Source organism: Paracidovorax oryzae ATCC 19882 (assembly GCF_000687165.1).
GTDB lineage: Bacteria > Pseudomonadota > Gammaproteobacteria > Burkholderiales > Burkholderiaceae_C > Paracidovorax > Paracidovorax oryzae.
This window is the reverse complement of record NZ_JMKU01000007.1, coordinates 30,775-55,821: the sequence shown is the minus strand read 5'-3', so window position 1 is coordinate 55,821 and position 25,047 is coordinate 30,775. Positions and strand designations below refer to the sequence as shown.

Below are 25,047 nucleotides of genomic sequence, written 5' to 3'. Positions count from 1 at the left end.
CTCGTCTCCCCACGCCATGGAACTCAACGCCCTGCTGGAAATCCCCGTGGCGCTGCCGAGCCATCCGCGCGCGGTGGCGCTGCTGATGGCCGAGCTGTCGCGCGCCGAGCCGAGCCTGCGGCGGCTGACGCAGATCTTCGGCACCGATCCGGCGCTCGCCGCACGCCTGCTGGAGCTGGCCAACGGGCCGGAATTCGACATGCCGAGCGCGGTCTGCGGCGTGCCGGAAGCGCTGGCGCTGGTCGGCGTCCCCCAGGTGCGTGCGCTGGTGGGCTCCGCCCCGCTGGGCACCACCTCCCGCTCGGTGCCGGGCGTGAACCTGCAGCAGTTCTGGCGCTACAGCCTCCACACGGCCAAGATGGCGCGCTCGCTCGCGGGCGTGGTCCGGCACAACCCCATGGCAGGCTACACGGCCGGCCTGCTGCACGGGCTGGGTGAATTGCTCATCCACCTGGGGCATCCGGAACGGCTGGCCTCGGTGGATTCCGTGGTCGGAACTTTCGATCCCCGCCGCGCGGCCCTGGAGCACCGCCTGCTGGGCTATGGCTTCGGCGCGGTGAGCGCGGCGATGGCCCGGCGCTGGCAGCTGCCGCAGGTGGTCGTCGATGCCCTGCAGTACCAGCATGCACCCTTCGAGAACAGCGTCTATGAACCGCTGGCCGGCGTGCTGCACCTGGCCGCCTGGCGGGCCTGGGCCCGCGAAGCCGGCTGGGGGGACAAGGAACTGGCCGTGTCCTTTCCGGCGGAAGTCGGCCTGCCGCTGGGCCTGGACATCGACATGGTGCTGCAGCAGGACCCGATCGACTGGACGGCGCCCGTGGATGCGGGCGCCTACCTGGTGTGACGGCGTCCCGGTCCGCTGGCGGGCGCGCACTGCGCATCCATGCCGGTCCGGCGGCGCTGCGGCACATCGCGCGGGAGGGGTTGTCGCCCGCGGACGTGGCGGTGGTGCCCGCCGCCGCGGGAGGCCCCAAGGGGCTGGTGCTGGGACCGATGGACCGTTTCCTTTTCGGCGACTGGCTCGCGCAGGGCACGGAGCCCGTCCACCTGGTCGGCGCATCGATCGGCGCCTGGCGCATGGCCACGGCCTGCCTCGGCACGCCCGTGGAAGCGTTCGAGCGGCTGGAGCAGGCCTACATCCACCAGGCCTACGACCTTCCGCAGGGCCGCAAGCGGCCCGATCCGGCGCATGTGAGCGAGCGGTTCGGCCAGAACCTGCAGGCCTTTTATGGCGGGCGCGTGGACGAGGTGCTGGCGCACCCGCGCTACCGGCTGCACGTCGTGGCGTCCCGCGGGCGGCATCTGCTCGCGCGGGAGCACCGCGTCGCGACGCCGCTGGGCTATCTGGGCGCCTTCGCGGCGAATGCCGCGCACCGGCGTGCGCTGGGCCTGTGGCTGGAGCGGGTGGTGTTCTCGTCGCCTGGAGGGGACGGCGCTCCGGCCCTGTTGCCGTTCGAGGGGCGCGACTATCCCACGCGCCAGGTGGCGCTGGATGGCGGCAATTTCCTGCCGGCCCTGCAGGCGAGCTGTTCGATACCGTTCGTTCTGCAGGCCGTGCATGACATTCCCGGCGCGCCGCGCGGTGCGTACTGGGACGGCGGCATCACCGACTACCACCTGCACCTGCGCTATGCAGGCGGCGCGCCGGCCCGCCGGGGCGGGGGGCTGGTGCTGTACCCGCATTTCCAGCAACAGTTGGTGCCGGGATGGCTCGACAAGGGACTGCGCTGGCGGCATCGCGCCACGCGGGCGCTGGACACCATGGTGCTGCTCTCGCCCGATCCGGCCTGGGTGCGCGAAGCGCTGCCCGACGGCAAGCTGCCCGACCGCCAGGACTTCCTGCGCTATGGGACCGACACGGCCGCCCGGGCGCGTGCCTGGGGCGCGGCGGTGGCGGCCAGCCGGCAATTGGCCGACGAGTTCGCGCAGTGGCTCGCACGGAGCTGCCCCCCGGACGCCGTGGAGCCGCTGTAGGCCGGTCTCCACCGGGGCGGCAGTTGCAGCTACATCGACGCTTCCAGCATGGCCCGGTAGTCGTCCACGGTGGCTTCGCGCGGATTGGTCTTGTGGCAGTGGTCGGCCATGGCGCCGCGGATCACGCCGTCCCACACCTCCTCTCCGACTCCCATGGCGGCCAGACCGGTCGGCAGGCCCAGGCGAGCGCTCATGTCGCGGATCGCATCGGGGATGTCGTCCGCGCTGGCCAGCCCCATGGCCTGGGCCATGCGCTCCAGCCGGCGGTCGCGGCGCACGGCCTCGTCCTGCGCATTGAAGCGCACCACCGCGGGCAGGAACACGGCATTCAGCGTGCCGTGGTGCAGGCGCGGGTTGATGCCGCCCAGGCTGTGGCTGAGGGAGTGCACGCAGCCCAGCCCCTTCTGGAAGGCCATGGCGCCCTGCATGCTCGCGCTCATCATGTGCAGCCGCGCGTCGCGGTCCTGCCCGTCGCGCGTGGCGCGCTCGATGTGGGCCCAGCCGCGGGCGAGGCCGTCGAGCGCGATGCCGTCGGCCGGCGGGTTGAAGGCGGAGGACATGAAGGTTTCCATGCAGTGCGCGATCGCGTCCATGCCCGTGGCGGCCGTCAGGTGGGGCGGCAGGCCCAGCGTCAGGGCCGGGTCGCAGATGGCGGCCTTGGGCACCAGGTGCCATGAGTGGAAGCCCAGCTTGCGGTGGTCGTCCACGATGAGGATGGCTCCGCGCGCCACCTCGCTGCCCGTGCCTGCCGTGGTGGGCACGGCGATCAGGGGCGCCACCCGCTCCGTGATGCGGGGCGAGCCGCCCTCGATGGTCGCGTAGTGGGTGAGCGGCCCGTCGTGCGTGGCGGCGATGGCGATGCCTTTGGCGCAGTCGATGGCCGAGCCGCCGCCGACGGCGATCAAGCCGTCGCAGCCATGGGCGCGGTAGATTTCCACGGCCGCGCGCACGGCGGCTTCGGTGGGGTTGGCGGGCGTCTGGTCGAACACCGCCACCGGCAGGCCGGCGAGCGCGTCCAGCGCGGGCTGCAGCACGCCGGCGGCCTTGACGCCGGGATCGGTGACCACGAGCGGGCGCGTGATGCCGGCGCGCGCGCATTCCTGGGCGAGCAGCCGCACTGCGCCGAATTCGATCTGGATCTGGGTGATGTAATGGATGAGGGCCATGGTGGTGATGGGGGTTGCCAGGATGCGCGCGCTGGCGCATTGGTGGTCTGATCACGCCAATCTACAACCCCGGAGCTTGCCATGGCCCTGCAGCAAACCCTCATCGCGGCGCTGGCCGCCGTCGCCTGCGTTACAGGAGCGCGGGCTGCGTGCCTGGGCGACGCGCAGGTGGCCGATCTCGCGGCGCACTACATGGCCCGCACGCCCGCGGCCAATCCGCCGCCCATGGACGCCGCCGATGCCGCCTGCACCCGCGGCAAGTTCAATGCGTTGCTGGAGCAGCGCCTGGGCAAGCCCGTCGGCTACAAGGCCGGTCTCACCAACCCGGCGGTGCAGCAGCGCTTCCGCACAGACCAGCCCGTCTGGGGCCGCCTCTATCCGGGCATGGTGCTGCCCTCCGGCAGCACCGTGGATGCCGCCTTCGGCGCACGGCCGCTCTATGAAGCCGACATGCTGGTCCGCGTGAAAAGCGCGGCCGTCAACCATGCGCGCACGCCCCTGGAGGTGCTGGACGCCATCGACCAGGTGATTCCCTTCATCGAACTGCCCGATTTGCTGGTGCAGGTGCCGCCCCAGCTCGACGGAGCAGGCGTGGCGGCGATCAACGTGGGCGCGCGCCTGGGCGTGGCCGGCACGCCCATTGCCGTGCCGGCGCTGCGCGCCGAGCGCTACGCGATGCTCGACGCCCTGGCCGCGATGACTGTCACGCTCACTGATGGCTCGGGCGCCAGGCTCGGCGGCGGCCGCGGCAGCGACATCCTGGGGCATCCGCTGCAGGCCGTGGTGTGGCTGGCCGGTGCGCTGCAGAAGGAAGATGCCGCGCTGCAGCCGGGCGATCTCGTCAGCCTGGGCTCGTTCTCCGCATTGCTGTCGCCACGGCCGGGCCTTGCGGTGACGGCCACGTTTGCCGGATTGCCAGGTGCCGCGCCCGTGGAAGTGCGCTTCAAATAAAGAAGGAGGGGCTGCGGTTGCGTCCTGCGCCCCGTCGCGCAGGGCACTCCAGGCGGCACCGGTTTCGGGGATGATCGGTGGATGCGCCGCAGTGCGTGTTCCCTGTCCGCCCCCGATCCGTGATTCCCGTGACCGCTCCACCTCTTTCGCCGCCTCCGCATTCCACGTCCCAACCGCACCGTCTCACGCCGCAGATGCGCAGCGTGATCGACCGCATGCACCGCGCGCGCCGTCCGCCGCTGGAGACCCTGACCGTGCAGGAGGCCCGTGCCGCCTACGAACTGGGCGCGGGCGTGCTCGAGATTCCGAAGCCCGCGCTGCCGCGCGTGGAGCCGCTGCGCATCCCGGCGCGTGATGGACATGCGCTGCCGGCACGCCTGTATGCGCCGCACGCAGAGGGAACCGCATTGCCGGTGCTGCTCTACCTGCATGGCGGCGGCTTCACCGTGGGCAGCATCGACACGCACGACACGCTGTGCCGCGAACTGGCGCGCCGCGCCGGCTGCATGGTCGTGTCGCTGGACTACCGGCTCGCGCCGGAACACCGCTTCCCCACGGCGGTGGAGGACACCTGGGATGCCCTGGCCTGGCTGGCCGCCGAAGGCCGCGGCATCGGAGCCGACCCCTCGCGCATGGCGGTGGGCGGCGACAGCGCGGGTGGCACGCTGGCCGCCGTGGCAGCCCTGCAGGCGCGCGATGCCGGCCTGCGGCTGGCGCTGCAACTGCTGATCTACCCGGGTTGCGCTGCCCACCAGGACACGCCGTCGCATGCGCTATACGCGCACGGGTTCGTGCTGGAAGAAGCGGCCATCACCTGGTTCTTCAGCCACTACGTGACCCACGCCCAGCGCGACGACTGGCGCTTCGCTCCGCTGCATGCCCCCGATGTGGACGGCGTGGCGCCCGCATGGGTCGGCCTGGCCGAATGCGACCCGCTGGTGGACGAGGGCATTGCCTACGCCGACAGGCTGCGTGCCGCGGGTGTCGCCGTGGACCTGGAGATCTACCGCGGCGTCACACACGAATTCATCAAGATGGGTCGCGCCATCCCCGAGGCGCGCACCGCCCACGGCCATGCCGCTGCCGCCCTGCGCGCGGCCTTCGGCCTGCCCGAACCCCTGGACGAGGAGACCCCCGATGCGACGCGCTGATTTCCGCTGCACCGAACGCCTGCGCGTGCGCTGGGCCGAGGTGGACATGCAGAAGATCGTCTTCAACGGCCACTACCTGATGTACATCGACACCGCCATGTCCGCCTACTGGCGGGCCCTGGCCATGCCCTACGAGGGAGGCATGCGCGCGCTCGGCGGCGAACTGTACGTGAAGAAGGCCACGCTGGAATACCACGGCTCCGCTCGGCTGGACGACATGCTCGACGTGGGCCTGCGCTGCGCGCGCATCGGCAACAGTTCGCTGCGCTTCGAGGCCGGCATCTTCGCGGGCGACCGCCTGCTGGTGTCGGGCGAGCTGGTCTATGTGTTCGCCGACCCGGCCACGCAGACCTCGCGGCCCGTGCCCGCCGCGCTGCGCGCGCTCATCGAAGCCTATGAAGGCGGCCACGAGGTGGTGGAACTGCGCACGGGTGACTGGGCCGCGCTGGGGCCGGATGCGATGCGCCTGCGCATGGCCGTGTTCGTGGAGGAGCAGGGCATCGATCCGGCGCTGGAGGCCGATGCGCTCGATGCGGGCGCGGTGCATGTGGTGGCCTACAACCGCATCGGGCTGCCCGTGGCCACCGGCCGGCTGCTGCAGCCCGCGCCGGGCGAGGCACGCATCGGCCGCATGGCCGTGGACCGCGCGGTGCGCGGGCAGCGGTGGGGCAGGGCGGTGCTGGATGCGCTGGTCGAGGCCGCGCGGGCGCGGGGCGACAGGCGGGTCACGCTGCATGCGCAGTGCACCGCCGAGAACTTCTACCGCCGTGCAGGCTTCGAGGTGGAAGGCGAGCGTTATGAAGAGGCGGGCCTTCCCCATGTGAATATGAGCATCCCCCTGAGGACCGGTGACATCCCCCTGAGCGGCTGACGCCGCTTCCCCCTTCTCTCGCGCTGGCGCGCGGGAAGGGGGACGACGCCGGTGGCCGGGCGGAGCCCGTTCCACGGCGTCTGCTGGCCTGGCCTGCTCCGCGGCCCTCTGACGGGAAAGGCCTTGGGGTATCGGGCATCTTTCGCAAGGCGCCCGCTCAGGCCGTCGGAAGATCAGTGCAACGTCAAATATCGTCGAGCAGCGCGTAGGGCAGGTCGCCCAGGGCGAGGGGCACGCCTTCCGGGCCGCCCACGCGCAGTGCCTCGCCGGTGGAGGCTACCTGCAGTGCCACCAGCGCATCGAAGCCGCCGCCCGGTGCCGCCGCGGCCTGGACCACCGTGCCGCAGGGCTGCTCGGCATCGCTGGCGGCGAACACCTCGGCGCCCACGGCGATCGGCTCGGGGGCGTGCGCCAGGTAGGTGCGGCGCTTGAGCGTGCCGCGGAACTGGCTGCGCGCCACCACCTCCTGGCCGGGGTAGCAGCCCTTCTTGAAATTCACGCCGCCTACCGATTCGTAGTTGAGCATCTGCGGCACGAACAATTCGACCAGCGGTGCGGTCAGCGTGGCCACGCCGCTCTGCACTTCGCCCCACTCCCAGAGGCCGGGCGCCAGGGCCGGGCCGGCCGGTGCGGGCTGGCCCGCGGGTTGCGCCAGCAGGGCACGCGGCTGCCCGGCACCGGGATGGAGGTGCACCACGGTGCCCTGGGGGGTATCCTGCCGGCTCCAGGGCGGCAGGGCCTCGCCCGCCACCGCGGAGACGGCATCGCCTGCCAAGCCCCAGAGTGCGAAGTCGGCCGTGGCATCGGTGAGCCGCGCCTTGGCGCGCAGCACGAACATCGACAGGCGCTTGAGCACCGTGGCGAGCACGTCGCGGCTGCAGACCAGCAGGACCTCGGCATCGCCCGCGCGCCAGCCGATGAAGCTGGCCTGCATGCGGCCCTTGGCCGAGAGGAAGGCCGCCAGCCGCGCCTGGCCGGGCGGCAGCAGCAGGAAGTCCTGCGTGAGCTGGCCGTGGAGGAATTGCGCGGCATCTTCTCCTTGCACGCGGATCACGCCGAGCCCGTTGAGGGGGGCCAGGCCATTCAGGGGGGACGTCATGGGTGAATTATCATGCCCGGCTCTTTCCCCTCTCTCCATTCCGGTTCGTGCGCCGTTTCTTCCTTTTCATCGTGTTGGTGGCCTTCGCGGCAGCCGGCCTGGGTTTCTGGTGGCTCCACCATCCGCTGCCGCAGCGAGCGGCCGCGGGCGCCGCCACGGCCGGGGGCACCCCCGGCGTGCTGGAACTCGAGATCGAGCCCGGCACCACCCCGCGCGGTGTCGCCGTGGCCGCCGTGGAGGCCGGCGTGGATACCGATCCGCGCCTGCTCTATGCCTGGTTCCGCCTGTCGGGCAAGGACCGGCTGATCAAGGCCGGCAACTATGAAATCCCGCCGGGCACCACCCCCTTCGGCCTGCTGCAGAAACTCGTGCGCGGCGAGGAGGCTCTGCGCGCCGTCACGCTCGTGGAGGGCTGGACCTTCCGCCAGTTCCGCGCCGCGCTGGACCGCGACGAGGCGCTGCGCCACGACACCCAGGGCCTGGCCGACGCCGCCATCATGGAGCGCCTGGGCCGCACCGGGGTGCCGCCCGAGGGGCGTTTCTTCCCCGATACCTACACGTTTGCCAAGGGTACGAGCGATCTCGCGGTGATGAGGCGGGCCCTGCGCGCCATGGATCGCCGGCTGGAGGCCGCATGGGCGCAGCGCTCCGCCGACCTGCCGCTCAAGAGCGCCGACGAGGCCCTCATCCTGGCGAGCATCGTCGAGAAGGAAACCGGCCGAGCCTCCGACCGTGGCCAGATCGCCGGCGTCTTCGTCAACCGCCTGCGGGCGGGCATGCTGCTGCAGACCGATCCCACGGTCATCTACGGCATGGGCGAGAAGTTCGACGGCAACCTGCGCCGCCGCGACCTGCTGGCCGATACGCCCTGGAACACCTACACCCGCGCCGGCCTGCCGCCCACGCCCATTTCGATGCCGGGCAAGGCCTCGCTCATCGCCGCCGTGCAGCCCGAGCGCACGCAGGCCCTCTATTTCGTGGCGCGGGGCGATGGCACCAGCCACTTCAGCCCCACGCTCGATGAACACAACCGCGCGGTGAACCGCTACCAGCGCGGCCAGCCGGCGCCGCAGGGGCAGTAAGCCGCACCGGCAGCGCACGCACCACAAAGGTCTTTCTTCCATGCAGCGACGGGGTTGGTTCATCACATTCGAGGGCATCGACGGGGCGGGCAAGTCCTCCCACATCGAGGCCGTGGCCGAGGCACTGCGCCGCGAAGGCCGCACGGTCACCGTGACCCGCGAGCCCGGCGGCACGCCCCTGGCCGAGACCCTGCGCTCGCTGCTGCTGAACGAGGCCATGGACGCGCTCACCGAGTCGCTGGTCGTCTTCGCGGGCCGCCGCGACCACCTGCGCTCGGTGATCGCGCCCGCGCTGGTGCGCGGCGAAGTCGTGCTGTGCGACCGCTTCACCGACGCCACCTTCGCCTACCAGGGGGCGGGGCGGGGCTTCGACAGGGCCGTGCTCGCCCAGCTCGAGCGCATCACCCAGTCGGGCCTGCAGGAGGGCTCCGATGCCATCCTCCACCCCCACCTGACGCTCTGGTTCGACCTGGCTCCCGATGTGGCCGCCGCGCGGCTCGAAGGCGCGCGGGCGCCGGACCGCTTCGAGGCGCAGCCCGTGGAGTTCTTCCGCCGCGTGGCGCAGGGCTATGCCGACCGGGCGGCGGCCGACCCCGGGCGCTTCGCGCGGCTCGACGCCGACCAGCCGCGCGAAGCGGTGCGTGCCCGGCTCATGGACATCCTCCACCGGCGTGGCGTGCTGGATGCGGCGCAGGAGGGGGCATGAGTTCGGCCGCCGTGTCCCCCTGGATCGCTGCCCAGCGCCGCAGGCTGCTGGCCCAGCGCGGCCATGCGTGGCTGCTCAGCGGTCCTTCCGGGCTGGGGCAGTACACGCTCGCGCTCGAGCTGGTACGTGCCTGGCTGTGCGAAGCGCCGACCGAAGACGGCGCATGCGGGCACTGCGGCAGCTGCCATGCCATCGAGGTGCGCACCCATGCCGACCTCTGCGTGCTCATGCCTGAAACCGAAATGATCGGGCGCGGATGGCCGCTGCCGGAGAAGGCGCAGGCCGAGATCGACGACAAGAAGCGCAAGGCCAGCCGCGAGATCCGGGTCGAGGCGATGCGCGATGCGGTGCAGTTCGCGCAGCGCACCTCCGCGCGCGGACGGGGCAAGGCCGTGCTCGTCTATCCGGCCGAGCAGATGAACACCGTCACTGCCAACGCCCTGCTCAAGACGCTGGAGGAGCCCGCGGGCGACGTGCGCTTCGTGCTGGCGAGCGAGGCCGCGCACCAGCTGCTGCCCACCATCCGCAGCCGCTGCCTGGGCCACACCATGCAGTGGCCCGGCGAGGATGAATCGCTGGCCTGGCTTGCAGGGCAGGGCGTCGCTGCCGATGCCGCGGCGTCCCTGCTGCGGGCGGCCGGCGGCCGGCCCGAGGACGCCCTGGCCTTCGCCCAGGGCGGGCGCAGCCCCCAGGCCTGGTCGCAGATCCCGCGCGCCGTGGCCCGCGGCGATGCGACGGCGCTGTCGGACCTGTCGCCCGCCGATGCTGTCGATGCCCTGCAGAAGCTCTGCCACGACCTGCTCGCCCGGCGCGTGGGCGCCACACCACGCTACTTCGCCGAGGCCGACCTGCCTTCGCCGCCCGCCGTCGGTCCGCTCACCCGCTGGGCCCGTGCGCTCGCCAAGGAGGCCCGCACCGCGGACCATCCCTTCAACCCGGGATTGATGCTGGAGTCGCTTGTTGCCCAGGCGCGAAACGCCCTAAACTCCCGCCATTGAACGACCGGCCCGCCCCCACATGAGTACCCCTCCCAGCGCCCCCCGTCCCAGCGTCATGCAGCTGGCCATCAAGGAAAAGGCGGCACTCTACGCGGCGTACATCCCGTTCTTCTCCGAAGGCGGCATCTTCGTGCCCACCCAGCGCGAGTACCGCCTGGGCGACGACGTCTATGTGCTGCTCACGCTGCCGGAGGACACCCAGCGCTATCCCGTGGCCGGCCGCGTGGCCTGGGTCACGCCGGCGCGCGCCGCCGGCAACCGCACGCAGGGCATCGGCATCCAGTTCCCCAAGGACGACAAGTCCCGCGTGCTCAAGGCCCGCATCGAAGAGATCCTGGGCACGGCCCTGGCCTCCGAGCGGCCCACGCAGACCATCTGAGCCGGTTTGCCGCGTCCGCGCCGCCCTGGCGCGAAGCGGGCCGGTGCGCCTCGCGCCGTCTCGGTGGCCCGGCGGCCGACCTGACCTCCTGTCCCGGCCGGAACCCGGCCGTGCCGTCGTTCTCCTACGGCCGTGGCGCTCCGCGCCGCCTAACATCCCTGCTGCCATGTTCACCGATTCGCACTGCCACCTGAGCTTTCCCGAACTGTCCGCGCAACTGCCCGCCATCCGCCAGGCCATGGACGAGGCACGCGTCACCCGCGCGCTGTGCATCTGCACCACCATGGAGGAATTCGGCGACGTGCATGCGCTCGCTCTCGCCCACGACAACTTCTGGAGCACGGTGGGGGTGCACCCCGACAACGAGGGCGTCACCGAACCGTCGGTGCAGGACCTGCTGGACCGCGCCGCGCTGCCGCGGGTCATCGCCATCGGCGAGACCGGGCTGGACTACTACGGCATGGAAGACCGCAAGGGCGGCCGCAGCATCGCCGACCTGGAATGGCAGCGCGAGCGCTTCCGCACCCACATCCGCGCCGCGCGGGCCTGCGGCAAGCCGCTGGTCATCCACACCCGCAGCGCGTCCGACGACACCCTCGCCATCCTGCGGGAGGAGGGCGAGGACGGCGCCGGCAACCGCGCGGGAGGCGTCTTCCACTGCTTCACCGAGACGGCCGAGGTGGCACGCGCGGCGCTGGATCTCGGCTACTACATCTCGTTCTCGGGCATCCTCACCTTCAAGAATGCCCAGCCGCTGCGCGACGTGGCGGCCTTCGTGCCGCTCGACCGCATGCTCATCGAGACCGACAGCCCCTACCTCGCGCCCGTGCCCTACCGGGGCAAGACCAACAACCCGTCCTACGTGCCCTTCGTGGCGCAGCAGATCGCGGCGCTCAGGGGGCTGGAGGCCGAGGCCGTGGGCGAGGCCACGAGCCGGAATTTCGACACGCTCTTTTTCCGAAAGGATGCTCCATGACGCAGTTTCGCCACCTGTCGCGGCGCCTGTTCGTCTCCGCCGCGGCGCTGGCCGGCGCGGGCCTGTGCGCCGCCTGCGCGCACGCCGGCGCCTATGACGACTTCTTCACCGCCATCGTGCGCGACCAGGGCGACGACATCACTGCGCTCGTGCGGCGCGGATTCGACCCCAACACGCGCAACCCGAAGGGCGACGTCGGCCTCACGCTCGCCCTGCAGCAGGGCTCGATGAAAGCGTTCGACGCGCTCATGGCCGCGCCCGGCATCAAGGTGGAAACGCGCAACTCCAAGGACGAGAGCCCGCTCATGATCGCCAGCCTGCGCGGGCAGGTCGCCGCGGTCCGCGCGCTCATCGCCAAGGATGGCGACGTCAACAAGACCGGCTGGACCCCGCTGCACTATGCCGCCTCCGGCACCACAGACCAGCAACTGGAAATCACCCGGCTGCTCATCGACCAGAGCGCGTACATCGATGCCGAATCGCCCAACGGCACCACGCCGCTCATGATGGCCGTCAGCTATGGCCGGGCCGACGTGGCGCGCTTCCTGGTGGAGCAGGGCGCGGACCCCACCATCAAGAACCAGCTCGGCCTCACCGCCGCGGACTTCGCCCGGCGGGCGGCGCGGCAGGACATGGTGGACCTCGTCGCGCAGGCCCTGCAGCGCCGCCAGCCCAATCGCGGCAAGTGGTGAACAGGTAGCAAGGTAGCAAGGTAGCAGCGGCCCTCAGCCGCCCGCGAGGGCGGAGCCCTTCAGGCGCGCATAGAGGCCGCCGCGCGCCTGCAGTTCGGCGTCCGTGCCCTGTTCCACGATGCGGCCGCGCTCCATCACCACCACCCGGTCGGCGTGCTCGATGGTGGAGAGCCGGTGCGCGATCACCAGCGTGGTGCGCCCGCGCATGAGGCGCTGCAGGGCGTCCTGCACCAGCCGCTCGGATTCGGTATCCAGGGCCGACGTGGCCTCGTCCAGGATCAGGATCGGCGCATCCTTGTAGAGCGCCCGCGCGATCGCCAGGCGCTGGCGCTGGCCACCGGACAGCTGTACGGCGTTGTGGCCCACCAGGGTGTGCATGCCCTGGGGCATCGATGCCACGTGCGCCGACAGGTTGGCTGCCTCCAGGCAGGCCTGCACGCGCCCTTCGTCCACGTCCGCGCCCAGCGCTACGTTGGCCGCCACGGTGTCGTTGAACATCACCACGTCCTGGCTCACCATGGCGAACTGCGAGCGCAGCGCGGACAGGTTCCATTCCTCCAGGGGCCGGCCGTCGAGCAGCACGCGGCCTTCGGTCGGCTGCAGGAAGCGCGGCAGCAGGTTCACCAGTGTGGTCTTGCCGGCGCCCGAGGGACCCACCAGCGCAACGACCTCGCCGGGACGCACCGACAGGTGCAGCCGGTCCAGCGCCGGCGCCAGTTCGGCCCCGAAGGCCACCGTCACGCCCTCGAGCTCCAGCGCGCCCTGTGCCCGCTCCTTCGGCGCATGCTGGCCTCCCGACTCGGCCGGTGCGCTTTCCAGCAGCACCAGGCCGCGCTCCAGCGCGGCGACGCCGCGTGTCAGCGGGTTGGCCACGTCCGCCAGGCGCCGGATGGGCGCGATCAGCATCAGCATCGCCGCCATGAAGGCCGCGAAGCCGCCCACGGTCACTTCCCGCGTCTGCCCGATGTGGCTCTGCCAGAGCGCCACGCAGATCACGGCCGACAGCGCCGCCGCGGCCAGCAATTGCGTCAGCGGGGTCATCGCGGCCGAGGCGATCGTGGCCTTGATCGCCAGGCGCCGCAGTCTATGGCTGAGCACCCCGAAGCGGCGCGCCTGCCCGGGCTGCGCGCTGTGCAGCCGCACCATGCGGTGGGCCAGCACGTTTTCCTCCACCACGTAGGCGAGCTGGTCCGTCGCCTCCTGGCTGCTCTTGGTGATCTGGTAGAGGCGGCGCGACAGCGTCTTCATGATCCAGGCCACGCCGGGCACCAGGAAAGCGACGATGAGCGTGAGCTGCCAGTTCAGGTAGAGCAGGTACACGAGCAGCGCCACCAATGTGAAGCCGTCGCGCGAAATGCCCAGCAGCGCCTGCACCAACTGCGTGGCGCCGTTCTGCACTTCGTACACCACCGTGTTCGACAGGGTGCTCGCCGACTGGCGGGAAAACAGCGCCATCTCCGCCGACAGCAGGCGCTCGAACAGCGTCTCGCGCAGCTTGAGCATGCCTTCGTTGGCGATGCGGGCCAGGGCGTACTGCCCGCCGAACTGCGCCAGGCCGCGCACGAAGAACACCCCCATGACGGCCACCGGCACCAGCCAGAGCTTGAGCGAGCCTTCCGTGAAGCCCTGGTCGAGCAAGGGCTTGAGCAGCGCGGGGATCAGCGGCTCGGTCACCGCGGCCACTACGGTGGCCAGCACCGCCAGCGACCAGGCGAGGCGCTGCCCCCCGAAGTACGAGGACATGCGCCGCAGGCGCGCGAACAGGGAAGGGGGGGCGGATGCGGGAGCCGCGGCGGTGTCCGTCGCGGGGGCTCCCTGGGGGGCGGAGGCTTGCATGAAGGGCGGATTCTACGTAGGACCGCGCCGGCAACTTGCACAGTTTGTCACAGGACTGTCCGCCCTGTGTGTAACATTCGGCCCCTGACCTTTCCGGTTTCCCTCCGGCGAATGGCCCGGTATCCCAACGCTGTCAATGACTTCAGACCGCCCATCCCATCCCCTCGCCGCGGCCCTGCCGCACGCCACGCGCCGCCACGCCATCGTGGCCCTCGCCTCCGCAGCCTCCTTTCCCGCCTTCGCGCAGTTCCGCGTCGAGATCACCGGCGTGGGCCTGACCCAGCTGCCGACCGCCATCGCGCCGTTCCGCGGCGAGGAGAGCGCGCCGCAGAAGATCTCCGCCATCGTGCAGGCCGACCTGGAGCGCAGCGGCCAGTTCCGCGCCGTGGACGCCTCCGGCCAGCAGCTGGACGAGAACTCCCGCCCCGACGTCGCCCTCTGGAAGCAGAAGGGCGCCGACTCGCTCACCACCGGCAGCATCACGCGCCTGCCCGATGGCCGCTACGACGTGCGCTTCCGCCTCTGGGAGACGGTGCGCGGCGAAGACAAGGGCGGCCAGAGCTTCGTGGTCACGCAGGGCGACCTGCGCCTCGTCGCCCACCGCATCGCCGACTACGTGTACGAGAAGCTCACCGGCCAGCGCGGCATCTTCTCGACCCGCATCGCCTACGTCACCAAGGCCGGCAGCCGCTACAGCCTGTGGGTGGCGGACGCCGACGGCGAGAACGCCCAGTCGGCGCTCTCCAGCCCCGAGCCCATCATCTCGCCGGCATGGTCGCCCTCCGGCACGCAGCTCGCCTACGTGTCGTTCGAGTCGCGCAAGCCCGTGGTGTACGTGCACGACGTCTCGACCGGGCGGCGCCGCCTGATCGCCAACTTCCGCGGCTCCAACAGCGCGCCCGCTTGGTCGCCGGACGGCCGCACGCTCGCCGTCACCCTGAGCCGCGACGGCAGCTCGCAGCTCTACACCATCGACGCCAACGGCGGCGAGCCGCGCCGGCTCATGCAGAGTTCGGGCATCGACACCGAGCCCACCTATTCCAGCGACGGCCGCAGCATCTACTTCGTGAGCGACCGCGGTGGTGCCCCGCAGATCTACCGCGTGCCCGCCACGGGCGGAAGCGCCGAGCGCGTCACCTTCACGGGCGCCTACAACATTTCTCCAAGCATCAGCCCCGACGGCAAGTGGTTGGCCTACATCTCCCGCGTGGGAGGGGCTTTCAAACTGCACGTCATGGATCTGACATCCGGCAGCGTGACCGCCATCACCGACACCACGGCCGATGAGAGCCCGAGCTTCGCGCCCAATGGCAAACTCATCGTCTACGCGACCCAGCAGCAGGGCCGTGAAGCACTTATGACCACCACGCTGGATGGCAAGATCAAGGCCCGCCTGGCGGGCCAGAGCGGCGATATCCGGGAGCCGGACTGGGGTCCGTTCCAGAAACAATAATTTGAATCTTTTTCGTTTTTCAGACTCGACAGTAACGCCTTATCCGGACTAGGAGAACCATCCCAATGATCAATCTTCCCTTCAAACGCATTTCCCTGGCCCTCACCGTCGCCGCCCTGATGGCCGGTTGCAGCTCCGGCGTGAAGCTGGAGGACGTGCCCGTCGAGAACAAGGGCGCGACCTCCACGGCGCCCAACGGTGCCAATTCCAACGGGAATTCCCAGAGCGGCGTCGCTCCCGTGGACCTGAACCAGTCGGCGCGCGACGCAGCCGGCCCGGTCGGCGTGGCCCGCATCGTTTACTTCGACTTCGACAGCTACGTCGTCAAGCCCGAATACCAGTCGCTCATCGAGCAGCACGCCCGATTCATCAAGGCCAGCCAGGGCCGCAAGGTCATGATCGAAGGCCACACCGACGACCGTGGCGGCCGCGAATACAACCTGGCCCTCGGCCAGAAGCGTGCCGAGGCCGTGCGCCGCGCACTGGGCCTGCTGGGCGTGCCCGATGCCCAGATGGAAGCCGTGAGCTTCGGCAAGGAAAAGCCCGCGGTGCAAGGCAACACGGAAGACGCCTTCTCGCAGAACCGCCGCGTTGAACTGTCCTACCGTTGATGGCCATCTCCACCGTGCAGCAGCGGACGCGTGAGCGCGTCCGCAAGGCGGCGGCGCTCGCTGCGCTGTCGCTGGCCGCCGGCTTCGGTGCCACGGCCAGCCATGCCGCGCTCTTCGAGGACGACGAGGCCCGCCGCGCCATCCTCGAATTGCGCCAGCGCGTCGATGCGCTCCAGCAGCAACTGGGCGGCGACCAGCGCCGCAGCTCGGACGAAACCTCCCAGATGCGCCGCAGCCTGATCGATCTGCAATCGCAGATCGAGACCCTGCGTTCCGAGCAGGCCAGCCTGCGTGGCCAGAACGAGCAGCTGCAGCGCGACGTGGCCGACCTGCAGCGCCGGCAGAAGGACATCGCCCAGGGCGTGGACGAACGCCTCAAGCAGTTCGAGCCGGCCAAGGTGACCATGGACGGCCAGGAATTCCAGGCCGATCCTGCGGAAAAGCGCGACTTCGAAGCCGCGCTGGCCGTGTTCCGCTCGGGCAAGTTCCCCGATGCCGTGTCCGCCTTCGGCAACTTCCTGCGCCAGTACCCCCGCAGCGGCTACATGCCCTCGGCCCGGTTCTGGCTGGGCAACGCCCAGTACGCCACGCGCGACTACAAGGAAGCGATCAACAACTTCAAGGCCCTGCTGGCCGCGTCGCCCGACCATGCGCGCGCACCGGAAGCCGCCCTGTCGATCGCCAACTGCCAGATCGAGCTGAAGGACACGCGCGCCGCGCGCAAGACGCTGGAAGACCTGCTGCGTGCCTATCCGCAGTCCGAAGCCGCTGCCGCGGCCAAGGAACGCCTCGCGCGGCTCAAGTGAGCACGCCGGTGCAGCAGCATGCGCAGGGGGAGGTGCCGGAAACGGTGCAGCCCTCTGCCCCCCCTCCCTCGGGTCCCGGCCCGGGGGAGCACAATACCTTTCCCCTCGATGCCGACATGGGCCGCCGCTTCGGTGGCCTGGAGCGCCTCTATGGCGTGGAGGGGGCCGCTCGCATCCGCGCGGCACACGTGGCCGTGATCGGCGTGGGCGGCGTCGGCTCCTGGGCCGTCGAGGCCCTGGCCCGCAGCGGGGTGGGGCGGCTCACGCTCATCGACCTCGACAACGTGGCGGAATCCAACGTGAACCGCCAGATCCACGCCCTGTCCACCACCGTGGGGCAGGCCAAGGTGGAAGCCATGCGCGACCGCATCGCGCTCATCCACCCGGGCTGCGAGGTCCGCTGTATCGAGGAATTCGTCGAGCCCGGCAACTGGCCCGCCATCCTGCCCGAGGGCGTGGATGCGGTGATCGACGCGTGCGACCAGGTCCACGCCAAGACCGCCATGGCCGCCTGGGCCCTGAGGCTGCGCCACGGCCACCACCGCTTCATCAGCGTGGGCGCGGCGGGCGGCAAGCGCCTGGCCCACAAGGTGGACATCGACGATCTGTCCCAGACCACGCACGACCCCTTGCTGGCGCAATTGCGCTACCGCCTGCGCAAGCAGCACGGTGCCGCGCGCGAGGGGCGCCGCATCGGCATCACCTGCGTGTTCAGCCGCGAAGCCGTGGCCCCTCCACATGCCTCGTGCGCGGTGGATGCCGGTGCCGACGGCACCCTGAATTGCCACGGCTATGGCTCGGTGGTGTCGGTCACCGCCACGTTCGGCCAGTGTGCCGCCGGCTGGGTGCTCGACCGGCTCGCCGAATCTGGTTCGGGCCCCAAAGTGGCGCTATAATTTGAGTCTTTGCTGTTGCGGCTTCCGGGCCGTGGCAGCAATGTTGGGACGTTAGCTCAGTTGGTAGAGCAGCGGACTTTTAATCCGTTGGTCACAAGTTCGAATCTTGTACGTCCTACCAAAAATCAGGAAGCCCTGCTATGCAAAACGTAGCAGGGTTTTTTATTTTCCGAAGGCTGGCGGTCTGACAGGCCGTGTCCGAATGGCTCTTGTCCAAAGCAAGGCTTGCCTGGCATCGCGTTCCACGGGCCGCTTTTTTGGGGTGCGCTTCTAGAATGGGCCGATGCCCACGTCCGTCCTCCTTGACCGCTTCATCGATGCCCAGGAACCTGTCTGGGACCGGGTACTGTCTGAACTGAACGCCGGGAAAAAGCGCTCCCACTGGATGTGGTTCATCTTCCCCCAGGTCCACGGCCTGGGCCGCAGCGACATGGCGCAACGCTACGCCATCCAGTCCCGCGCGGAGGCCGTGGCCTACCTGGACCATCCCGTGCTCGGCGAGCGCCTGCGCGAAGCCTGCCGCGTCCTGCTCGGCCTGGATGACGGCCTGTCCGCCCATGGGATCTTCGGTTCCCCCGACGACATCAAGCTCCGCTCCAGCATGACGCTGTTCGCCGAGGTCGCAGGGCCGGGCAGCTGTTTCGATGCCGTGCTGGCCCGGTACTTCGATGGCGTGAAGGATGCGCTCACGCTCGAACTGCTGGGATCGATGGCCTGACGCCTGACCTGGCGCCTGGCGCCGCAGCGGCTTTACCGCCATAAGGCTTGCTCCAGGCCCGGGCCCCGGCGGAACCGGGGCCCGTCCTGCTCACAGGCTCTTCAGCGGCACCACGTCCTTGCCCTTGAAGGTGTACACCGTCACCGCCGACGACTTCAGGTCGTGTTTCGCGTCATACGAGAACTCGCCCGTCACGCCGGCATATTTGCCGTTGGCGATCGCCTGGGCGATCTTCTTCGTGTCGGTGGTGGACTGGGCGGATTCCATGGCGTTGGCCAGCAGGTGCATGCCGTCGTAGAAGGCCGCGGCGTAGGTGAGCGGGTCGCGCTTGTATTCGGCGCGGTAGCGCTCGGCGAATTTCTGGCCCTTGTCGCTCTTGTCCAGCATCGAACCACCCTGGGTGCAATAGACGTTCAGGTCACCGGTGAGCTGGGCCAGGTTGGCGGTTTCGGTGGAGCAGATGCCGTCGCCGCCGAGCAGGGGACCGGTGATGCCGAGGGCGCGCATCTGCTTGAGCAGGGGGCCGCCCTGGGGCGAGTAGCCGCCGTAGAACACGGCCTCGGCCTTGGCGCCGCGGATGTTGGTCAGGATGGCGCTGAAGTCCGTGGCCTTGTCGGTGGTGAATTCGGTGGCCACGACCTGCAGGCCCAGGCGCTTGGCCTGCGCCGTGAATTCGCGGGCGACGCCCTGGCCGTAGGCGGTGCGGTCGTCGATCACGGCCACCGTCTTGAGCTTCAGGTCCTGCGCCGCGTAGGTAGCCATCTTGGTGCCCAGCTGGTTGTCGCTGGCGCCGATGCGGAACAGCGTGCCGTAACCGAGTTCGGTGATCTTCGGGTTGGAGGCCACGGTGAGCGTGAGGATGTCCGAGTCGTTCAGCACCCGTGCGGCGGGCACCGTGACGCCCGAGTTGTAGGGGCCGAGCACGAAGCGGATCTTCTTGTCGGCCAGCGTCTGGGCGACCTGCACGCCCTGCTTGGGATCGGCCACGTCGTCGTTGATGTCCAGTTCGAACACCACGGGCTTGCCGGCCACCTTGACGCCCTTGGCGTTCAGTTCCTTGATGGCGAGCAGGGCGCCGTCGCGGTTGTCTCCTCCGTTGGCCGCCTGCGGGCCCGTGACGGGGCTCATGAAGCCGATGCGGACACGTTCCTGTGCCTGGGCATGGGCGGCCGCGCAGGCCAGTCCCAGGGCCATCGCGGTCAGGCGGAATATCGTTTGGGTCTTGCTCATTGGCATGTTCCTTGTGATGCAGGGATGGGGCACGACGATCGGATGGGCCTGGTGCCCCGGCAGGCGGGAAGGGCCCGCCTGGCTCGTGGCTGGGCGGACCGGTAAAAAACCCCCGATTGTGCGCACGCTTTCGGTGCATTGGCGCGCAGTGCCCGCCCAAATCGGGGTGGTTCCGATCACATGGCGATGCCGAGCGACCGGATGGCGACCCTCGCGGCCGCGAGGTCCCAGGCGGCCGTGCCCACGCTCTTGAAGACCGCCGGGCGGCTGCGGTCGGGCCCGGCCCAGATCAGCGACGCGAGCGGATGGACGCTGCTCCAGTCCACCTGCGCGCGGATCAGGTCGCCGGCCTCGTGCCGGGCGCCCGCGGGGTCGTCGGCGTACAGGTCGCTGCCCTGCAGGGTGGTGGCACCGATCTCGGCCATGCCGGGCCGGAAGGCGCCGACCCCGATGACCACGCGCCCGGCACGGGCCGGCTCGTCGTAGACGGGGGCCGTGGCGGTGGTGAGTGCGATGACCGCATCGACCGACTCCGGAATGGCCCCGGTGCAGGGCTGGACGGCGGAGGGCGCTGCGGCCTGTGCGCAGAAAGCCTGCGCCGCCACGGCGGTCCGGCCGCAAACGAGCACCTTGCAGGCGGGGTGCAACTCCCGTATGGCCTGGAGGTGGTGCCGGGCCTGCACGCCCGTGCCGATGAGCAGCACCTGCCGTGGCGCATGCCCCAGCAGCCGGCCCAGCGCCACCATCGAGACGGCCGCCGTGCGGCGGCCCGTGAGTTCCGGGCCATGGAGCTGGCACAGCGGCCGGCCGGACGGCGCATCGCACACCGTGACGATGCCGTGCAGTGTCGGCAATTGCCGGGCGGCGTTGCCCGGCTGCACGGTGACCAGCTTGTGGATGCCCAGGTCGTGCGCCACCGCCGGCATGCTGAGCATCACGCCGCCCTGGCCCAGCGGCAGCGCCAGGCGTTCCGGGCTGGCGATCTCGCCGCGGTGGAATTCGATGGCGGCGGCCTCGATGGCCGGCACCAGCGCTGCGAATGGCAGGGCACGGGCCGTGGCTGCCTGGTCGCAGGCGTGCAAGGCCGCGGCCTGCGCGGGAAGGGCGGAGGTCATGCCGTGGCTCCGGTGGGCTGAGAAGGAGTCCCGCATTGTCCTCCCGCAGGCCGGGAGCCCGAGGACAGTCAGGCCAGCCGCACCTCGAAATACGCTCCTTCCGACTCCCCCAGGCCCTGCATGCCGGCAGTACGCGCCGCCGCTGCCGCGCGGGCCCAGCGGTTGATGGTGGCCATCGGGTCCGTGCCTTCGGGGGCTTCATCGCCGTCCTGCAGGCACTGTACGGCGGCGAGCGATCCGGCCACGCCTTCCGGGCCGCCGAGCTGGCGCTCCAGCACCCGGGCATAGCGGGCCTCGGCGGCGGTGCGCTCGCGCTGCGGCAGTTCGGGGAAATCGCACAGGGCGACGGTGTAGGCGAGGGTGGCGGTTTCGGACATGCCTTTTCTCCTGAAGTAGCAATGACTGTATGAATATACAGCTATTGCCATGCAGGTGTGAAGGGGGCGTTTCCGAAGGCGCGTCAGTGCGCGGGCGCTGGCGAGGGCAGCAGCCGCATGCCGGTGCGGCGCTCCACCTCCTGCAGGGTGATCGGCTGGCCTGCGGTGGCATCGGGCGCGTTCTGCTGCCAGTGCGCCCACGAGCGCCCGGTCTCGGCGTCGTACACCAGCTTGAACAGGTGCGATGGCACGGCCACCTGTCCGGCGCCGATGGTTCTGGCGCCGGGCTCGAAAACGGGGCCGGTGATGACATACACGTCGCCGCGCGCGCGCATCGCATAGCGGCGCGTGTCCTCCTCGATGCGGGCCCAGGGGCCGCTGTTTTGCTTCGGGTCCTGCGGCACCATGTTGGCGAGGCTGAAGGACTGCGCCATGGCTTCGGGCGTGCCCATGTCGCCCGCGGGCGCCATATGGCCTCGGGCATAGCCCGAGCCGCGGTAGTCCTCGAGTTCGGCGCGCTCGCCGCGCGGCAGCCGGGCGTCCGCATAGAAGTGGTCGGTGCGGTGCTGTTGCCGGGCCTGCTGCAGTATCTGGCGGTTGAGCCGCTCGGCCACATACACGGGGGTGCGCGTGTTGCCGCTGTGCAGCACCGCGAAGGCGTCGAAGCACAGCTCGCGCAGCCGGGGGGCGTCGGGGGTGAGGGGCGGCACGCCGCCCGCGAAGTGCTGCCGGCACTCCGAGAACTGGCCGGCGCGCGTAGGCTGTACGGCGCTGCCGGACCAGGGGCCCTGCGTGGGGTGGATGCCGCAGCTCGTGACCTGCAGGCCCACGATCGCGGAGGTGAACAGGGAGACCAGCAGCCGGCGCATGCGGCCGGAGGACCGGCGCAGGAGGGTGATGGACGGGGACCGGGAGGATTTCTTTCTGCGCGATTGCTTCTGCTGGGCCATCCCTGGATTAGAACCCGCGCAGGTGCCGTGCCGGGGCTTGCGCACGCAACAGATGCTGCCGGCCGTGTCCGTCCTGACCGGCCAATGCTGCGTTGTCTGACGTGCAGGTTTGCAGGCACGCCCTAAGGTCGGTGCATCGATCGCACACCAGGAGCCTTGCCATGATCACCACCGAACCCACGATGACCAACCTGTTCCTGCAACTGGGCCTGGAGGAGAGCCCGGACGCCATCACCCGCTTCATCCACACCCACCAGCTCGGCGCCGGAGTGCAGGTGGCCGATGCGCCGTTCTGGAACGATGCGCAGCGCCAGTTCCTGGCGGAGCAGCTCAAGGCCGATGCACCCTGGGCCATGGTGGTCGACCAGTTCAATGAAGCGCTGCACGCCGATGCGGTCGAGCGGCGCACCGAAGCGGAAGTGCCGGGCAGCGCCGAGGCCGTGCCCACGCGCTGATCGCCGCACCGCCGGAGGACCCGGCACCCCCCTTCCGTGCGCTGCGCATCCGGAGAGAATGTGCAGGCAATCTTGCGGGCGAGAGGCGCGGAGGGTCGATGATGAGGGATGGTGGGGATGGTCAGGAAGCTGCGCAGCCCGGTGGCTGGGCAGGCATAGCCGCGCTGGAAGGCGCGTGGTCGCGCATGGCGCGGGCGCGCCGGGGGCATGCACAGGAGGTGCCGATGCGGCAGTGGCGCGAGGACCATTGGGTGCTGCATGCCCTGGGTATCGGGATCGAACCGTTCCATGCCTGGTTCGGCCGGCCCGGTGCAGTGGACTTCCCTGCATTCGCACGGTGGCTGCAGGAAACCGCAGGTCATCCGCCCGCGGACCGGCTGGCGCGGCTCGAGGCTGCACTGGCAGGATTGCCCCTGCCGCCCGACGCGCAGCGGTTGATCGCCGCGGTGGACCGCATGGAGCCGGTGTTGTCCGAGGAGGACCTGGCTTTCTGGGATGCGCACGGCTATGTGGTGCTGCACGACGCTGTGCCACCGGACGATGCCGCGGCCGCTGCCGATGCCATCTGGGCGTTCCTCGGTGCGCGCCCGGAGGAGCCCGCCACCTGGTATCCCTTCAACGACCACGGCATCATGGTCCAGCTCTTCCAGCACGAGGCCCTGGAGCGCAACCGGTGCAACCTGCGCATCCACAAGGCATTCGCCCAGCTGTGGGGCACGGCGGACCTGTGGTGCACCACCGACCGCGTGGGGTTCAATGCGCCGGAAACGCCTGCCTGCCGCTTCCGCGGCCCGCACCTGCACTGGGACGTCAGCCTGCGGATGCCCGTGCCCTTCGGGACGCAGGGCATCCTGTACCTCGCGGATACCCGGGCGGAACAGGGGGCGTTCACGCTCGTGCCCGGCTTCCACCACCGGCTCGGGGAATGGCTGGACGGGCTGCCCGGGGGGCCGGCCTCCGCGCGTACGCAGGACCTCCAGGCGTTGGGCGCGGTGCCCGTCGCCGGGCGTGCCCGCGATCTCATCATCTGGCACCACGCCCTGCCGCACGGCAGCCGGCCGAACACGGCCGATCGGCCGCGGCTGGTGCAGTACCTCAACTTCTTTCCCGCCGACGCGCCCGCACAGGACGAGTGGATCTGAGCGGCGTTGCGGTGCATCGGGGCATTGCGCGACCCGCGCGCATGGCCTTGTCCGACGCGGGGCGCGGGGCACGGCAGGTTACCTTGGGATTCTCAAAACCCGTCAATGGAGAAGACCCCATGAATGCACCCCGCAACTCGGCTGGCGCCGTCCCCACGTCCTCGAGCCGCAACCGGTTCGCCAGTGCCCGCACCCTGTGGGTGGCCGGCATCGCCTTGGCGGTGATTCTCTTCGTATTCATGATCCCCTGGTAATCGCCGCCCGGGTACAACCGGCATGGGAGTCCGGGCAGGGCGGAGCGCATGACCGCTTCGTCCTCCGGGCCGACGGCGGACGCCGGCGATGGTCGCCAGGCGCCGCACCATGTTGTGAGGGACCCATGTCGAAATCTCTGTATTCCGTATTCGGCCGGCGCTGCGCGCGGGCCTTGAGCTGGCTCGCGCTGGTGGTCGCGTTGCCGGTCGCTGCGCAAGTCACTCCGGGAGAAACCTATACCGGGCGCGGCACGAACTATGGCTACAGCGGCGGTGGCAATTGCAGCCTGCCGTTTCCCGAGCAGGTGTTGACCGTGGCCATCAACGATGCCGACTACCAGGGTTCGCAGGCATGCGGCGCCTACCTCGAGGTGCTGAATCCCGCGACGTCGAAGAAGGTGGTGGTGCGCGTGGACAACCGCTGTCCCGACTGCCCGCCGCGCGGGCTGGACCTGGCCATACCGGCCTTCGCGCAGATCGCCCCGCTGGAAGCGGGCATCGTCTCGCTGCGCTGGCGCTACGTGTCGGGCCCCGATGCGCAGGCGAGCGTCGTTTTCAAGGAAGGCTCCAGTGCTTCGTGGAGTGCGCTGCAGGTGCGCAACCAGCGCAATGCGGTCGCTTCGCTCGCCTATCGCACGACCGGTTCGGGCGGCACCTATGTGCCGCTGGAGCGGCAGATGTACAACTACTTCCTCGCGCCCGGCGGCATGGGGCCGGGGCCGTTCGACCTGAAGGTCACCGATGTGTTCGGCCAGGTGCTGGAAGTGTCCGGCGTGCCGCTGAGCGTGGGTCCCGAGCTTCCGCTGGGCGTGCAGTTCCCTGCGGTTCTGCCCGCACCCGGCTCGGCTTGGTCCGTACCGGATTCCACGCCACCGGCGCCTGCCACCGGCCCGGTCACCTATGCCACCAGTGTCAACAGCGACTGGGGCCAGGGCTATTGCCTGAACGTGATGGTCACCAATCCCAATGCCGGTCCGGTGGACTGGGCCGTGCGCATCCCCGTGGCGGGGACGGTCTACAACGCCTGGGACTCCCAGGTGACGCAGGCAGGCAACGAGCTCCTGGCCCAGGGCGCGGCCTGGAACCGCACCCTGCAGCCCGGCGCCAGCCTGCAGTTCGGCTTCTGCGCCAATCGCTGAGCGTTGCCCGGCAGCGGCCT

The 25,047-nt window shown here is 70.2% G+C and carries 27 protein-coding genes and 1 tRNA gene; 21 read left to right on the top strand and 7 right to left on the bottom strand.

Annotated features, from left to right (window positions below; all coding sequences use genetic code 11):
• Positions 1-16: 16 nt before the first annotated feature.
• Together T336_RS0106455 and T336_RS0106450 are read left to right on the top strand one after the other, a co-directional pair.
• Positions 17-844, top strand: coding sequence for an HDOD domain-containing protein (locus tag T336_RS0106455; RefSeq protein ID WP_026431921.1), 828 nt, complete (start codon positions 17-19; stop codon positions 842-844).
• On the top strand, positions 841-1,974 hold the full coding sequence (locus tag T336_RS0106450) for a patatin-like phospholipase family protein (protein WP_026431920.1): 1,134 nt from the start codon (positions 841-843) through the stop codon (positions 1,972-1,974). The genes T336_RS0106455 and T336_RS0106450 overlap by 4 nt, the downstream gene beginning before the upstream one ends.
• Before the next feature lie 29 nt (positions 1,975-2,003).
• Here T336_RS0106450 and gbd read toward each other — a convergent pair whose 3' ends face one another.
• Complete coding sequence (gene gbd, locus T336_RS0106445; protein ID WP_026431919.1) at positions 2,004-3,140, bottom strand: 4-hydroxybutyrate dehydrogenase; 1,137 nt, start codon at positions 3,138-3,140, stop codon at positions 2,004-2,006.
• Positions 3,141-3,221: 81 nt separating this feature from the next.
• Between gbd and T336_RS0106440 the strand changes: the two genes are divergently transcribed.
• From T336_RS0106440 to T336_RS0106430, 3 genes are all read left to right on the top strand, one after another.
• On the top strand, positions 3,222-4,091 hold the full coding sequence (locus tag T336_RS0106440; RefSeq protein ID WP_026431918.1) for a 2-keto-4-pentenoate hydratase: 870 nt from the start codon (positions 3,222-3,224) through the stop codon (positions 4,089-4,091).
• A gap of 194 nt (positions 4,092-4,285) precedes the next feature.
• Complete coding sequence (locus T336_RS0106435; protein ID WP_026431917.1) at positions 4,286-5,242, top strand: alpha/beta hydrolase; 957 nt, start codon at positions 4,286-4,288, stop codon at positions 5,240-5,242.
• On the top strand, positions 5,229-6,113 hold the full coding sequence (locus T336_RS0106430; protein ID WP_026431916.1) for a YbgC/FadM family acyl-CoA thioesterase: 885 nt from the start codon (positions 5,229-5,231) through the stop codon (positions 6,111-6,113). Before T336_RS0106435 ends, T336_RS0106430 begins: the two co-directional genes overlap by 14 nt.
• 184 nt (positions 6,114-6,297) lie before the next feature.
• On the opposite strand, the gene ygfZ is transcribed toward T336_RS0106430, so the two are convergent.
• Positions 6,298-7,212, bottom strand: a complete 915-nt coding sequence (ygfZ, locus tag T336_RS0106425; protein ID WP_026431915.1) for a CAF17-like 4Fe-4S cluster assembly/insertion protein YgfZ — start codon at positions 7,210-7,212, stop codon at positions 6,298-6,300.
• Between the two features lie 47 nt (positions 7,213-7,259).
• Here ygfZ and mltG point away from each other — a divergent pair, with 47 nt between their 5' ends.
• From mltG to T336_RS0106395, 6 genes are all read left to right on the top strand, one after another.
• Positions 7,260-8,294, top strand: a complete 1,035-nt coding sequence (mltG, locus tag T336_RS0106420) for an endolytic transglycosylase MltG (protein ID WP_026431914.1) — start codon at positions 7,260-7,262, stop codon at positions 8,292-8,294.
• A 40-nt stretch (positions 8,295-8,334) separates the two neighbouring features.
• Positions 8,335-9,000 (top strand): dTMP kinase, encoded by a 666-nt coding sequence (tmk, locus tag T336_RS0106415; RefSeq protein ID WP_026431913.1) that lies wholly within the window; start codon positions 8,335-8,337, stop codon positions 8,998-9,000.
• A complete protein-coding gene (locus tag T336_RS0106410) occupies positions 8,997-9,998 on the top strand; it encodes a DNA polymerase III delta subunit-related protein (RefSeq protein WP_026431912.1) in 1,002 nt (333 codons plus the stop codon). The genes tmk and T336_RS0106410 overlap by 4 nt, the downstream gene beginning before the upstream one ends.
• A 19-nt stretch (positions 9,999-10,017) precedes the next feature.
• Complete coding sequence (locus T336_RS0106405; RefSeq protein WP_013594257.1) at positions 10,018-10,377, top strand: PilZ domain-containing protein; 360 nt, start codon at positions 10,018-10,020, stop codon at positions 10,375-10,377.
• A 166-nt stretch (positions 10,378-10,543) separates the two neighbouring features.
• Entirely contained in the window at positions 10,544-11,353 is an 810-nt protein-coding gene (locus T336_RS0106400) for a TatD family hydrolase (protein WP_013594258.1), read from the top strand.
• Complete coding sequence (locus T336_RS0106395; protein ID WP_026431911.1) at positions 11,350-12,045, top strand: ankyrin repeat domain-containing protein; 696 nt, start codon at positions 11,350-11,352, stop codon at positions 12,043-12,045. The genes T336_RS0106400 and T336_RS0106395 overlap by 4 nt, the downstream gene beginning before the upstream one ends.
• A gap of 33 nt (positions 12,046-12,078) precedes the next feature.
• Here the strand turns inward: T336_RS0106395 and msbA are convergent, their stop codons facing one another.
• On the bottom strand, positions 12,079-13,881 hold the full coding sequence (gene msbA, locus T336_RS0106390) for a lipid A export permease/ATP-binding protein MsbA (RefSeq protein ID WP_026431910.1): 1,803 nt from the start codon (positions 13,879-13,881) through the stop codon (positions 12,079-12,081).
• A gap of 136 nt (positions 13,882-14,017) precedes the next feature.
• On the opposite strand from msbA, the gene tolB reads away from it, so the two are divergent.
• The 6 genes from tolB to T336_RS0106360 all read left to right on the top strand — a co-directional run bounded on the left by tolB (position 14,018) and on the right by T336_RS0106360 (position 18,365).
• Positions 14,018-15,334, top strand: coding sequence for a Tol-Pal system beta propeller repeat protein TolB (gene tolB, locus T336_RS0106385; protein WP_026431909.1), 1,317 nt, complete (start codon positions 14,018-14,020; stop codon positions 15,332-15,334).
• A gap of 65 nt (positions 15,335-15,399) precedes the next feature.
• A complete protein-coding gene (pal, locus tag T336_RS0106380; protein WP_019700489.1) occupies positions 15,400-15,945 on the top strand; it encodes a peptidoglycan-associated lipoprotein Pal in 546 nt (181 codons plus the stop codon).
• On the top strand, positions 15,945-16,751 hold the full coding sequence (ybgF, locus tag T336_RS0106375; RefSeq protein ID WP_019700490.1) for a tol-pal system protein YbgF: 807 nt from the start codon (positions 15,945-15,947) through the stop codon (positions 16,749-16,751). The genes pal and ybgF overlap by 1 nt, the downstream gene beginning before the upstream one ends.
• A 116-nt stretch (positions 16,752-16,867) precedes the next feature.
• On the top strand, positions 16,868-17,647 hold the full coding sequence (locus T336_RS0106370; protein WP_244883884.1) for a tRNA threonylcarbamoyladenosine dehydratase: 780 nt from the start codon (positions 16,868-16,870) through the stop codon (positions 17,645-17,647).
• 45 nt (positions 17,648-17,692) lie between these two features.
• Positions 17,693-17,768 (top strand) — tRNA-Lys (locus T336_RS0106365).
• Positions 17,769-17,930: 162 nt separating this feature from the next.
• Positions 17,931-18,365: a DUF1810 domain-containing protein gene (locus T336_RS0106360; protein ID WP_026431906.1), complete on the top strand. Its 435-nt coding sequence runs from the start codon at positions 17,931-17,933 to the stop codon at positions 18,363-18,365.
• Between the two features lie 90 nt (positions 18,366-18,455).
• On the opposite strand, the gene T336_RS0106355 is transcribed toward T336_RS0106360, so the two are convergent.
• The 4 genes from T336_RS0106355 to T336_RS0106340 all read right to left on the bottom strand — a co-directional run bounded on the left by T336_RS0106355 (position 18,456) and on the right by T336_RS0106340 (position 22,037).
• The gene (locus T336_RS0106355) at positions 18,456-19,595 is read right to left on the bottom strand and encodes a branched-chain amino acid ABC transporter substrate-binding protein (protein ID WP_026431905.1); all 1,140 of its coding nucleotides are present in this window, start codon (positions 19,593-19,595) and stop codon (positions 18,456-18,458) included.
• Between the two features lie 176 nt (positions 19,596-19,771).
• Positions 19,772-20,710 carry a bifunctional Delta(1)-pyrroline-2-carboxylate/Delta(1)-piperideine-2-carboxylate reductase gene (gene lhpI / locus T336_RS0106350; RefSeq protein WP_051647069.1) on the bottom strand — a complete coding sequence of 313 codons (939 nt, stop codon included), beginning with the start codon at positions 20,708-20,710 and terminating at the stop codon, positions 19,772-19,774.
• Positions 20,711-20,778: 68 nt separating this feature from the next.
• The gene (locus T336_RS0106345; RefSeq protein ID WP_026431903.1) at positions 20,779-21,087 is read right to left on the bottom strand and encodes a hypothetical protein; all 309 of its coding nucleotides are present in this window, start codon (positions 21,085-21,087) and stop codon (positions 20,779-20,781) included.
• Between the two features lie 83 nt (positions 21,088-21,170).
• Positions 21,171-22,037 (bottom strand): DNA/RNA non-specific endonuclease, encoded by an 867-nt coding sequence (locus tag T336_RS0106340; protein ID WP_026431902.1) that lies wholly within the window; start codon positions 22,035-22,037, stop codon positions 21,171-21,173.
• A 161-nt stretch (positions 22,038-22,198) separates the two neighbouring features.
• On the opposite strand from T336_RS0106340, the gene T336_RS0106335 reads away from it, so the two are divergent.
• The 4 genes from T336_RS0106335 (at position 22,199) to T336_RS0106320 (ending at position 25,027) form a co-directional block, all read left to right on the top strand.
• Positions 22,199-22,492, top strand: a complete 294-nt coding sequence (locus T336_RS0106335; protein WP_011796455.1) for a DUF2789 domain-containing protein — start codon at positions 22,199-22,201, stop codon at positions 22,490-22,492.
• A gap of 224 nt (positions 22,493-22,716) precedes the next feature.
• Positions 22,717-23,634: a phytanoyl-CoA dioxygenase family protein gene (locus tag T336_RS24815; protein WP_244883883.1), complete on the top strand. Its 918-nt coding sequence runs from the start codon at positions 22,717-22,719 to the stop codon at positions 23,632-23,634.
• Positions 23,635-23,753: 119 nt separating this feature from the next.
• Positions 23,754-23,888, top strand: a complete 135-nt coding sequence (locus T336_RS27485; protein ID WP_019700501.1) for a hypothetical protein — start codon at positions 23,754-23,756, stop codon at positions 23,886-23,888.
• Between the two features lie 125 nt (positions 23,889-24,013).
• On the top strand, positions 24,014-25,027 hold the full coding sequence (locus T336_RS0106320) for an expansin EXLX1 family cellulose-binding protein (protein WP_026431901.1): 1,014 nt from the start codon (positions 24,014-24,016) through the stop codon (positions 25,025-25,027).
• Positions 25,028-25,047 lie beyond the last annotated feature (20 nt).

Excerpts from the sequence above, each read along its gene's own strand:
- T336_RS0106455 (WP_026431921.1), top strand. The coding sequence starts at position 17 with ATGGAACTCAACGCCCTGCTGGAAATCCCCGTGGCGCTGCCGAGCCAT.
- gbd (WP_026431919.1), bottom strand. The coding sequence starts at position 3,140 with ATGGCCCTCATCCATTACATCACCCAGATCCAGATCGAATTCGGCGCA.
- T336_RS0106440 (WP_026431918.1), top strand. The coding sequence starts at position 3,222 with ATGGCCCTGCAGCAAACCCTCATCGCGGCGCTGGCCGCCGTCGCCTGC.
- T336_RS0106435 (WP_026431917.1), top strand. The coding sequence starts at position 4,286 with ATGCGCAGCGTGATCGACCGCATGCACCGCGCGCGCCGTCCGCCGCTG.
- T336_RS0106430 (WP_026431916.1), top strand. The coding sequence starts at position 5,229 with ATGCGACGCGCTGATTTCCGCTGCACCGAACGCCTGCGCGTGCGCTGG.
- ygfZ (WP_026431915.1), bottom strand. The coding sequence starts at position 7,212 with ATGACGTCCCCCCTGAATGGCCTGGCCCCCCTCAACGGGCTCGGCGTG.
- tmk (WP_026431913.1), top strand. The coding sequence starts at position 8,335 with ATGCAGCGACGGGGTTGGTTCATCACATTCGAGGGCATCGACGGGGCG.
- T336_RS0106410 (WP_026431912.1), top strand. The coding sequence starts at position 8,997 with ATGAGTTCGGCCGCCGTGTCCCCCTGGATCGCTGCCCAGCGCCGCAGG.
- T336_RS0106405 (WP_013594257.1), top strand. The coding sequence starts at position 10,018 with ATGAGTACCCCTCCCAGCGCCCCCCGTCCCAGCGTCATGCAGCTGGCC.
- T336_RS0106400 (WP_013594258.1), top strand. The coding sequence starts at position 10,544 with ATGTTCACCGATTCGCACTGCCACCTGAGCTTTCCCGAACTGTCCGCG.
- T336_RS0106395 (WP_026431911.1), top strand. The coding sequence starts at position 11,350 with ATGACGCAGTTTCGCCACCTGTCGCGGCGCCTGTTCGTCTCCGCCGCG.
- msbA (WP_026431910.1), bottom strand. The coding sequence starts at position 13,881 with ATGCAAGCCTCCGCCCCCCAGGGAGCCCCCGCGACGGACACCGCCGCG.
- tolB (WP_026431909.1), top strand. The coding sequence starts at position 14,018 with ATGACTTCAGACCGCCCATCCCATCCCCTCGCCGCGGCCCTGCCGCAC.
- pal (WP_019700489.1), top strand. The coding sequence starts at position 15,400 with ATGATCAATCTTCCCTTCAAACGCATTTCCCTGGCCCTCACCGTCGCC.
- ybgF (WP_019700490.1), top strand. The coding sequence starts at position 15,945 with ATGGCCATCTCCACCGTGCAGCAGCGGACGCGTGAGCGCGTCCGCAAG.
- T336_RS0106370 (WP_244883884.1), top strand. The coding sequence starts at position 16,868 with ATGGGCCGCCGCTTCGGTGGCCTGGAGCGCCTCTATGGCGTGGAGGGG.
- T336_RS0106360 (WP_026431906.1), top strand. The coding sequence starts at position 17,931 with ATGCCCACGTCCGTCCTCCTTGACCGCTTCATCGATGCCCAGGAACCT.
- T336_RS0106355 (WP_026431905.1), bottom strand. The coding sequence starts at position 19,595 with ATGAGCAAGACCCAAACGATATTCCGCCTGACCGCGATGGCCCTGGGA.
- lhpI (WP_051647069.1), bottom strand. The coding sequence starts at position 20,710 with ATGACCTCCGCCCTTCCCGCGCAGGCCGCGGCCTTGCACGCCTGCGAC.
- T336_RS0106345 (WP_026431903.1), bottom strand. The coding sequence starts at position 21,087 with ATGTCCGAAACCGCCACCCTCGCCTACACCGTCGCCCTGTGCGATTTC.
- T336_RS0106340 (WP_026431902.1), bottom strand. The coding sequence starts at position 22,037 with ATGGCCCAGCAGAAGCAATCGCGCAGAAAGAAATCCTCCCGGTCCCCG.
- T336_RS0106335 (WP_011796455.1), top strand. The coding sequence starts at position 22,199 with ATGATCACCACCGAACCCACGATGACCAACCTGTTCCTGCAACTGGGC.
- T336_RS24815 (WP_244883883.1), top strand. The coding sequence starts at position 22,717 with ATGCGGCAGTGGCGCGAGGACCATTGGGTGCTGCATGCCCTGGGTATC.
- T336_RS27485 (WP_019700501.1), top strand. The coding sequence starts at position 23,754 with ATGAATGCACCCCGCAACTCGGCTGGCGCCGTCCCCACGTCCTCGAGC.
- T336_RS0106320 (WP_026431901.1), top strand. The coding sequence starts at position 24,014 with ATGTCGAAATCTCTGTATTCCGTATTCGGCCGGCGCTGCGCGCGGGCC.